General features: G+C 66.7%; 10 protein-coding genes. All 10 read left to right on the plus strand.

The features are described 5' to 3' along the window. Positions 1-2: 2 nt before the first annotated feature. Positions 3-1,220: a type II secretion system inner membrane protein GspF gene (gene gspF, locus AWB65_RS29585; protein ID WP_087656827.1), complete on the plus strand. Its 1,218-nt coding sequence runs from the start codon at positions 3-5 to the stop codon at positions 1,218-1,220. After that, positions 1,220-1,633: a general secretion pathway protein GspC gene (locus tag AWB65_RS29590; RefSeq protein ID WP_087670501.1), complete on the plus strand. Its 414-nt coding sequence runs from the start codon at positions 1,220-1,222 to the stop codon at positions 1,631-1,633. The genes gspF and AWB65_RS29590 overlap by 1 nt, the downstream gene beginning before the upstream one ends. A gap of 163 nt (positions 1,634-1,796) precedes the next feature. Further along, the gene (gspG, locus tag AWB65_RS29595; protein WP_087670502.1) at positions 1,797-2,261 is read left to right on the plus strand and encodes a type II secretion system major pseudopilin GspG; all 465 of its coding nucleotides are present in this window, start codon (positions 1,797-1,799) and stop codon (positions 2,259-2,261) included. A 39-nt stretch (positions 2,262-2,300) separates the two neighbouring features. Further along, positions 2,301-2,786, plus strand: coding sequence for a GspH/FimT family pseudopilin (locus tag AWB65_RS29600; RefSeq protein ID WP_268808268.1), 486 nt, complete (start codon positions 2,301-2,303; stop codon positions 2,784-2,786). After that, complete coding sequence (gene gspI / locus AWB65_RS29605; protein ID WP_087670504.1) at positions 2,786-3,184, plus strand: type II secretion system minor pseudopilin GspI; 399 nt, start codon at positions 2,786-2,788, stop codon at positions 3,182-3,184. Before AWB65_RS29600 ends, gspI begins: the two co-directional genes overlap by 1 nt. Beyond that, on the plus strand, positions 3,162-3,848 hold the full coding sequence (locus tag AWB65_RS29610; RefSeq protein ID WP_087670505.1) for a prepilin-type N-terminal cleavage/methylation domain-containing protein: 687 nt from the start codon (positions 3,162-3,164) through the stop codon (positions 3,846-3,848). Before gspI ends, AWB65_RS29610 begins: the two co-directional genes overlap by 23 nt. Continuing rightward, positions 3,845-4,975, plus strand: coding sequence for a type II secretion system minor pseudopilin GspK (gene gspK, locus AWB65_RS29615; RefSeq protein WP_087670506.1), 1,131 nt, complete (start codon positions 3,845-3,847; stop codon positions 4,973-4,975). Before AWB65_RS29610 ends, gspK begins: the two co-directional genes overlap by 4 nt. Before the next feature lie 51 nt (positions 4,976-5,026). Beyond that, positions 5,027-6,388 carry a type II secretion system protein GspL gene (gspL, locus tag AWB65_RS29620; RefSeq protein ID WP_087670507.1) on the plus strand — a complete coding sequence of 454 codons (1,362 nt, stop codon included), beginning with the start codon at positions 5,027-5,029 and terminating at the stop codon, positions 6,386-6,388. Then, positions 6,385-6,888, plus strand: coding sequence for a type II secretion system protein M (locus AWB65_RS29625; protein WP_087670508.1), 504 nt, complete (start codon positions 6,385-6,387; stop codon positions 6,886-6,888). The genes gspL and AWB65_RS29625 overlap by 4 nt, the downstream gene beginning before the upstream one ends. Before the next feature lies 1 nt (position 6,889). Continuing rightward, on the plus strand, positions 6,890-7,669 hold the full coding sequence (locus tag AWB65_RS29630) for a type II secretion system protein N (RefSeq protein WP_087670509.1): 780 nt from the start codon (positions 6,890-6,892) through the stop codon (positions 7,667-7,669). Positions 7,670-7,717 lie beyond the last annotated feature (48 nt).

Genomic DNA, 7,717 nt, shown 5'->3' on the forward strand with positions numbered 1-7,717 from the left:
CGATGCCGGCGTTCCGTTTCGAAGCGATCGACCAGGCGGGCAAGACGCAAAAAGGCGTCCTCGATGCCGACAGTGCCCGCGCCGCGCGCGGCCAGTTGCGCACGCAAGGGCTGACGCCGCTCGTCGTCGAACCGGCGGGCAGCCGCACGCGCGGCGAGCGCCAGCAGCGGCTGTCGCTCGGACGGCGCCTCTCGCAGCGCGAGCAGGCGATTCTGACGCGCCAGCTCGCGAGCCTGTTGATCGCGGGTTTGCCGCTCGGCGAAACACTCGCGGTGCTGACCGAACAATCGGAGCGCGACTACATTCGCGAGCTGATGGCGGCGATCCGCGCGGAAGTGCTCGGCGGCCATTCGTTCGCGAACGCGCTCGCGCAGCATCCGAAAGACTTTCCGGAGATCTACCGCGCGCTGGTCGCGGCGGGCGAACATACCGGCAAGCTCGGTCTCGTGCTCTCGCGTCTCGCCGATTACATTGAGCAGCGCAACGCGTTGAAGCAAAAGATCATTCTCGCGTTCACCTATCCAGCGATCGTCACGCTGATCGCATTCGGCATCGTCACGTTCCTGTTGAGCTACGTGGTGCCGCAGGTCGTGAACGTGTTCGCGAGCACGAAGCAGGCGCTGCCGGTGCTGACCGTCATGATGATGGCGCTCTCCGGGTTCGTGCGCAGCTACTGGTGGGCGGTGCTGATCGGCGTGCTGCTGTTCGCGTGGATCGTGAAAAGCATTCTCTCGCGCCCCGGCCCGCGCATGGCGTTCGACCGGTGGCTGCTCACTGCGCCGCTCGTCGGCAAGCTCGTGCGCGGGTATAACACGGTGCGTTTCGCCAGCACGCTCGCGATCCTGACCGCCGCCGGCGTGCCGATCCTGCGCGCGTTGCAGGCGGCCGGCGAAACGCTCAGCAACACGGCGATGCGCGAAAACGTGGACGATGCGATCGTCCGCGTGCGCGAGGGCACGTCGCTGTCGCGCGCGCTTGGCAACACGAAGACGTTTCCGCCGGTGCTCGTGCATTTGATCCGCTCGGGCGAAGCGACCGGCGACGTCACGACGATGCTCGACCGCGCCTCCGAAGGCGAAGCGCGCGAACTCGAACGGCGCACGATGTTCCTGACGAGCCTGCTCGAACCGCTGCTGATCCTGGCGATGGGCGGCGTCGTGCTGGTGATCGTGCTCGCGGTGATGCTGCCGATCATCGAACTGAACAACATGGTGCAGTAATGAACGCCCTGCAAACCCGCCTTCTTACGCTCGCCGCGCTCGCGCTTTTCTGTGTGACGCTGACGTACTGGATCGTCACGCTGACCTCGCGCCAGACCGCGCCGCTGCCCGCCGCGGAGGCCGGGAGAAAGCCGTCGGTCGAACAGGCGGCGATGATTTTCGGCGGTCAGCTCCAGCAGCAGTCCAACCAGGACGTGCATCTATTCGGCATCCTGGCGCTGCAACGCGGAGCGGCGGCGATCGTCAGCTATGGCGGCGAGCCGGCGCGCGCGATTTCGCTCGGCGGGCCGCTCGCGGACGGCGTAAAGATTTCGGAAGTTCGCGCGCGCTCGATCATCATCGACCGCAAAGGCTCGAAATCCGAGGTTTTTCTTCCGCAAAACGCGCCCGGCCCAACGATTTATGTGCGTTGACCGGATGCCAGTCAAGGGAAGGCGGAAGCGAAGTGAAAGCCCCTGCCACCCGGACCTATAGAATGTTTTCCTGCCCGCGCGTCTCAAAATGGTGCGGGTTTTTCAGAGGCGCATCGGGCGCCCATCGAACGAACAACATCTTCATCGAAACGAGGTAGTAGTCATGCAAATGTGGACGAAACGCCGCATGGAACTTTCGACGGCGCAGGCACGCCGCCAACGCGGGTTCACGTTGATCGAAATCATGGTGGTGATCGCGATTCTCGGCATTCTCGCCGCGCTGATCGTGCCGAAGATCATGAGCCGTCCGGACGAGGCACGGCGAGTCGCGGCCCGGCAGGACATCGGCACGATCATGCAGGCGATGAAGCTGTATCGCCTCGATAACGGCCGCTATCCGACGCAGGAGCAGGGCCTGCGCGCGCTGATCGAAAAGCCGACGAGCGAGCCGGTGCCGAACAACTGGAAGGACGGTGGCTATCTGGAACGCCTGCCGAACGATCCGTGGGGCGGCCAGTATCAGTATCTGAATCCGGGCGTGCACGGCGAAATTGACGTGTTCAGCTACGGCGCCGACAGCAAGGCGGGCGGCGAAGGCAACGACGCCGACGTCGGTTCGTGGCAGTAAGCCAGGACGAGCGTGAGTGAGAGAGCGACTACCATCCGCGTGACAGCCAGAGCGCTCCGGCACGCCGGAGCGCAGGCTCAGGCTGGCTTCACGCTCCTGGAAATGCTGATCGTGCTGGTGATCGCGGGGATTCTGGTGTCGCTCGCTTCGCTGCAACTCACACGCAATCCGCGCACCGATCTCAACGAGGAAGCGCAGCGCCTGGCGCTCCTTTTCGAATCCGCCGGCGACGAAGCGCAAGTGCGCGCGCGGCCGATCGCGTGGCAGCCGCTCGACGGCGGCTTTCGCTTCGACGTGCGCACCGACGACGGCTGGCGTCCCCTGCGCGACGATCTCTTTCGCGCGCGCCGCTGGGAAGGCGGCGTAACGGGCGTGACGATCCAGTTCTCCGGCACGGACAAATCCGTCGGGCGACTGATCTTCGGCACCGAAGCGATCGATGCGCCGATGGAAGTCACGCTCGTGTCGCCCGCCGGCCGCGCCACCGTCTACGGCACCGGCAACGGCCGCTATCAGGTGCGCTGATGCAAGCGCTCCGCCAGACCTCCGCCCGCGCCGATGGCTTCACGATGATCGAAGTGCTGGTCGCGCTCGCAATCATCGCGGTGGCGCTCGCGGCGTCGCTGCGGGCGGTCGGCGCGCTCGCGAGCGGCGAGGCGGATCTGCATCGGCGGCTGCTCGCCGGGTGGAGCGCCGACAACGCGCTCGCGCAGCTTCGGCTGTCGCATACGTGGCCCGAAATCGGCTCGCGTAATTTCGATTGCTCGCAGGGCAATCTCAAGTTGCTCTGCACGCAGCGCGTGACGCGCACGCCGAATCCGATTTTCCGCAAGGTCGAGATACTGGTCGCGACGCCGGGACGTCCCGGCAATCTCGCGCAGATGGTCACGGTGGTGGCGAATGAAACCAACCGTTCGCTCTGAGCGGCGCGGCGTGTTCCGCCGCCGCCGCAACGGCTTCACGCTGATCGAGATGCTGATCGCGATCGCGATTCTCGCGGTGATCGCGGTGCTGTCGTGGCGCGGGCTCGATCAGGTGATCCGCGGCCGCACGACCATCACGAACGCGATGGAGGACGAGCGCGTCCTCGCGCAGCTTTTCGACCAGATGCGTATCGACGCGCGTCAGGCCGCTACCGACGATCAGGCAGGCCAGCCGGCGATTTCGATCGGCGGGAATGGTTTGCAAATCGTGCGCGGGATGTTTCAGCCGGGTACGGCGCCGCGTCTGCAAGTGGTGCGCTACCGGATGACCGACGGGCGAATCGTGCGCTTCGCGTCGCCGCCGCTCTCGAACGTCGGCGAAGTGAGGCGCGCGCTCTCGGCGGGCGACGCTTCGGATGGCTGGAGCGCGGTGCCATTGATGGGCGGCGTAGCGTCGTTCGCGACGCGCGTCTATATCCAGCCGGACGGGTGGACCTCGCAGATGCGCGAAGTTGCGTCGAAGATCACGGAAAATGACAACAACCTGAAAGTGCCGCAACTCGGCGACGCACCGCTCGTGCGTGCCGTCACGGGACTTCAGGTCGCGGTCGGCGCGAAAAATCTGCAGTTGCCGATCACGCGCGTATTCCTGGTCGGAGAATGACGATGCGGGCACCTAGGAGATTCAAGAAGGAAAGGGAACGCGGCGTCGCGATCATCAGCGCGTTGCTGGTCGTCGCGCTGTCGGCGATTCTCGTGTCGGGCATGCTGTGGCGGCAGGAAGTGCAGATTCGCCGCATCGAGAACCAGCGGTTGCTCGCGCAGGCGAACTGGATTTCGCGCAGTGCGCTCGACTGGACGCGGCTCATCCTGCGCTCGGAAGCCGATACGTCGCCGACCGTCACGTATCTTGGCGGCGTATGGGGCGTGCCGATCGCGAAGACGCGGCTCTCGGATTTCCTCGGGCAGATCGGTGAAGTGCGCTCGCAGCAGGGCGCGCAGACGTTTCTGTCGGGATCGATCGAGGATGCGCAGGCTAAATTTAACCTGCGCAATCTGGTTTCGACGCCGACGCCCGGCGTGCTCACGATCAACGTCGAGCAGATCGCGTCGTTCCAGCGGCTGCTCGCGCTGCTCGGGCTGAACGGCTCGCTCGCGAAGACGACGGCGCTGCAGATCCGCGCGGGCCTCGCGCAATCGGCGACGCGTTTTCAGACGCAATCGTCGACGAACGCGACGAACACGACGAACACGACGAACACGACGCAATCCACGATGGCCGCGATCGCGCAGGGCGGGGGCACCAGCGGCGGCAATTTCACCGACGACCCGGGCCTGAAGGACGCCGACAGCAATTCGCCGGTCGCGCCGCTGCAGGTGATCAGCGTCGATTCGCTGCTCGACGTGCCGGGTTTCACGCCGGAAGCCATCGAGCGCCTGCGCCCGTTCGTGACCGTGCTGCCGACGACCACCTCCGTCAACATGAACACGGCGACCCCCGAAGTCGTGGCGGCGGTGGTGCCGGGCATGAATCTGTCGCAGGCGCAGGCGTTCGTCGCGCGCCGCGAGACGGTGTTTTTCCACGACGTCGGCAACGTCCAGCTCGCGCTGACGGGCGCGGGCGTCAAGACGGCGTCGATCGATCCGAACCTGCTCGACGTCACCACGAAGTATTTTTTCATCCACGGGCGCGTCGAGCACGAACGCGCGCAAGTGGACCGCACGACGCTGATTTATCGCGATCTGGGGACGCATACGACGCGTATCGTCTATGTTCGCGACCAGCCCTGAGAGCTTTCCTGAGAGCATGACAGACCGACCCATGATGAGAGAGAGCGGCCTTTGAGCACACTGATCGTCCTACTCCCGCCGCGCGATCCGGCGGTGCGCTCGGAAGAGTGGCAACTGCCGGAGATGCCGTTTTTGCTCGTCGACAAGCGCGGCACGACGCAGCGCGCCGGCCGCGCCTCGCTCGGTATCCTGCCGCGCGCCAACGCGACGGTGCTGATCGTCGCCGCGCGCGATTTGCTGATGCTTGCCGCCGCCGTGCCGCCGTTGAAGGGCCAGAAGCTGCGGCAGGCGCTGCCGAACGTCGTCGAGGATCAACTGATCCAGGACCCGCAGACATGCCACATCGCCGTCGATCCGGCGACGCTCGCGGGCGGCCGGCGCGTGCTCGCGGTGATCGATCGCGGCTGGTTCCGCTTCGTGCTGAGCGCGTTCGCGGCGGCGGGGCATCGCAACGTGAAGGCCGTTCCGGCGATGCGCTGCCTGCCGATGGCCGCCGCCGTCAGCGAGGCGGAAGCGGCCGAAGTCGCCGCCGCGATCGCCGACGACGAGCCGCTCGCGCCGACGCCGTTCACCGCGGCCGTGCTCGGGCGCGTCGTGTCGACTGCGCCTGCGCTGATCGGCGAAGTCGTGGCGCCGGTGGCACCCGTGGCGGTGGCGCCGTCCGCGCCGCTCGTCGAGATCGCGATCGCGCGCGGCGAGCGCTCGGCGCTCGGCGAAGGTCTGGCGCTTCCCGCCGATGCCGTCATGCCGACGTTGACCGCGCTCGCGGGCAACCGTCCCGGCGCGCTCTACGCACTCGCCGACGTCCCCGGCGACGAACCGCGCCTCGCCGCAGCCGCGAGCGTTTTCAAGGGCGCGCAGCCGCTCACTTTCGAGAAACTCGCGCAGAACGCGCTCGCGAGCGGCTTCGACCTGTGCCAGTTCGAATTCGCCGCGCAGCCGTGGCGCCTCGACCGCGCGACGATGCGGCGCCTGCGCCTGCCGATCGCGTTCGTGGCGGCGGCGGTCGTCGTGTCGATCATCGGCGTGAACGCGCAGTGGCTGCAGCTCGCCCGTCAGCGCGACGCGATCCAGGCGCAGATGACCGAGACGCTCCTCAACGCGTTCCCGAAAACCACCGTCGTGCTCGATGCGCCCGACCAGATGTCGCGCCAGCTCGAACGCCTGCGGGTAGCGGCGGGCGAATTGTCGCCGTCGGACTTCCTGTCACTCGCCGATGGCCTCGCGCGCTCGCTCGGCCCGGTGCCGGTGAACGGTATCGCGGGGCTGGATTATCGGGATCGGAAGCTGGAAGTGACTTTCAAGCCGGAAACCAAGGTCGATGCCGACTTGCCGAAGCGCCTCGCCGCGAACGGCCTCACGGGCGGAATCGACAGCAACACCGGCAAGTGGACGATCAGGAGCGGCCAGTGAAAAAGCAAATCGGCGATATCTGGAGCGAATTCTGGGACGGCCGGACGCAGCGCGAAAAGACGCTGTTGATGTGGGGCGGCCTCGCGCTGGGGATCGCGATCGTGTATCTGGTGTTGTGGGCGCCGGCTTACGAGGGGCGGGCGCGCTTGCGTGACACCCTGCCGGCGATGCAGCGCCAGCTCGCGCAGATGACCGCGCAGGCGAACGAGGCGCGTTCTCTCGCGGGGACGGCCGAGGGCGTGGCGCCGACGGGCGCGGCGCTGAAGGAAGCGATCTCGAAGTCGCTCGCCGACAACAACATGCCGCCCGTGCAGGTGCAGGTGATCGGCGCGGCGGTGCAGGTGCAGTTGAAGAACGCGTCGTTCCCGATGTGGACGATGTGGCTCGACGACGTGCGCAAGCAGTTGAAGGTGCAGGTGTCGGAGGCGCACATTCAGGCGCTCAAGCCCGATGGGCAGGTGGATCTGACGGCGTCGCTGCAGCCGGCGGGGGCGAAGTAAGATGAGCTACTGGATGCGCCGAACGCGCGCCGCGTTGCCGCCGCTGATCGTGGCGGGTTTGTCCGTTTTCATCACGTTGATGGTGATGTTGCCCGCCGCGTGGATCGTGCCGCAGTTCACGCGCGTAACCGCCGGTCACGTGAATCTCGTTGATCCGGCCGGGTCGCTGTGGCGTGGATCGGCCACGCTGATGCTCGCCGCCAGCTCGGACGGCAGCGGCGCGACGCTCTTGCCGGGCCGCGTCGAGTGGACGACGGCGTTCTTGCCGCTCCTGACCGGCCGTGTGCGCATGACGATGCGCCAGACCGAAGCGATGCCCGATGCCGTCATGGTCGACGCTTCGCTGCGCGGATCGACGATGTCGGCGGGTGCGATCGCGGTGCCGGCGACGCTCCTCGCGGGGCTCGGCGCGCCGTTCAACACGCTCGATATCGACGGCAACGTGCGGCTCGCGTGGACCGACTGGCGCGTGCTCGGGCGCAATACGTATGGTCAACTGGTCGTGACGCTCGACGACATCGGCTCGCGGGTGTCGCGCGTGAAGCCGCTCGGGTCGTATCGGGTGGCGATGCAGGCAGAGGGCGCGTCGGCGACGATCGACCTTTCGACGGTCAAGGGGCCGCTGCTGCTCGACGGGCACGGGACGGCGTCGCAGGAATCGACGTCGTTCGAAGGGACGGCGAAGGCCGCGCCGGAAGCGCGCGAGAATCTCGCGGGGCTGCTTAATCTGCTCGGGCGGCATACTGATCCGGATACGGTTGCGCTGGTGCTGCAGCGGTAGGTTTTCGCGGGGGGGGGGGGGGGGGGTTTGTTTACACCGTTTGATGCG

The organism is Caballeronia humi (genome assembly GCF_001544475.1).
Lineage (GTDB): Bacteria > Pseudomonadota > Gammaproteobacteria > Burkholderiales > Burkholderiaceae > Caballeronia > Caballeronia humi.

Coding starts and splice junctions, on each gene's coding strand:
- gspG (WP_087670502.1), top strand. CDS start 1,797: ATGCAAATGTGGACGAAACGCCGCATGGAACTTTCGACGGCGCAGGCA.
- gspI (WP_087670504.1), top strand. CDS start 2,786: ATGCAAGCGCTCCGCCAGACCTCCGCCCGCGCCGATGGCTTCACGATG.
- gspK (WP_087670506.1), top strand. CDS start 3,845: ATGACGATGCGGGCACCTAGGAGATTCAAGAAGGAAAGGGAACGCGGC.
- AWB65_RS29590 (WP_087670501.1), top strand. CDS start 1,220: ATGAACGCCCTGCAAACCCGCCTTCTTACGCTCGCCGCGCTCGCGCTT.
- AWB65_RS29630 (WP_087670509.1), top strand. CDS start 6,890: ATGAGCTACTGGATGCGCCGAACGCGCGCCGCGTTGCCGCCGCTGATC.
- gspF (WP_087656827.1), top strand. CDS start 3: ATGCCGGCGTTCCGTTTCGAAGCGATCGACCAGGCGGGCAAGACGCAA.
- AWB65_RS29610 (WP_087670505.1), top strand. CDS start 3,162: ATGAAACCAACCGTTCGCTCTGAGCGGCGCGGCGTGTTCCGCCGCCGC.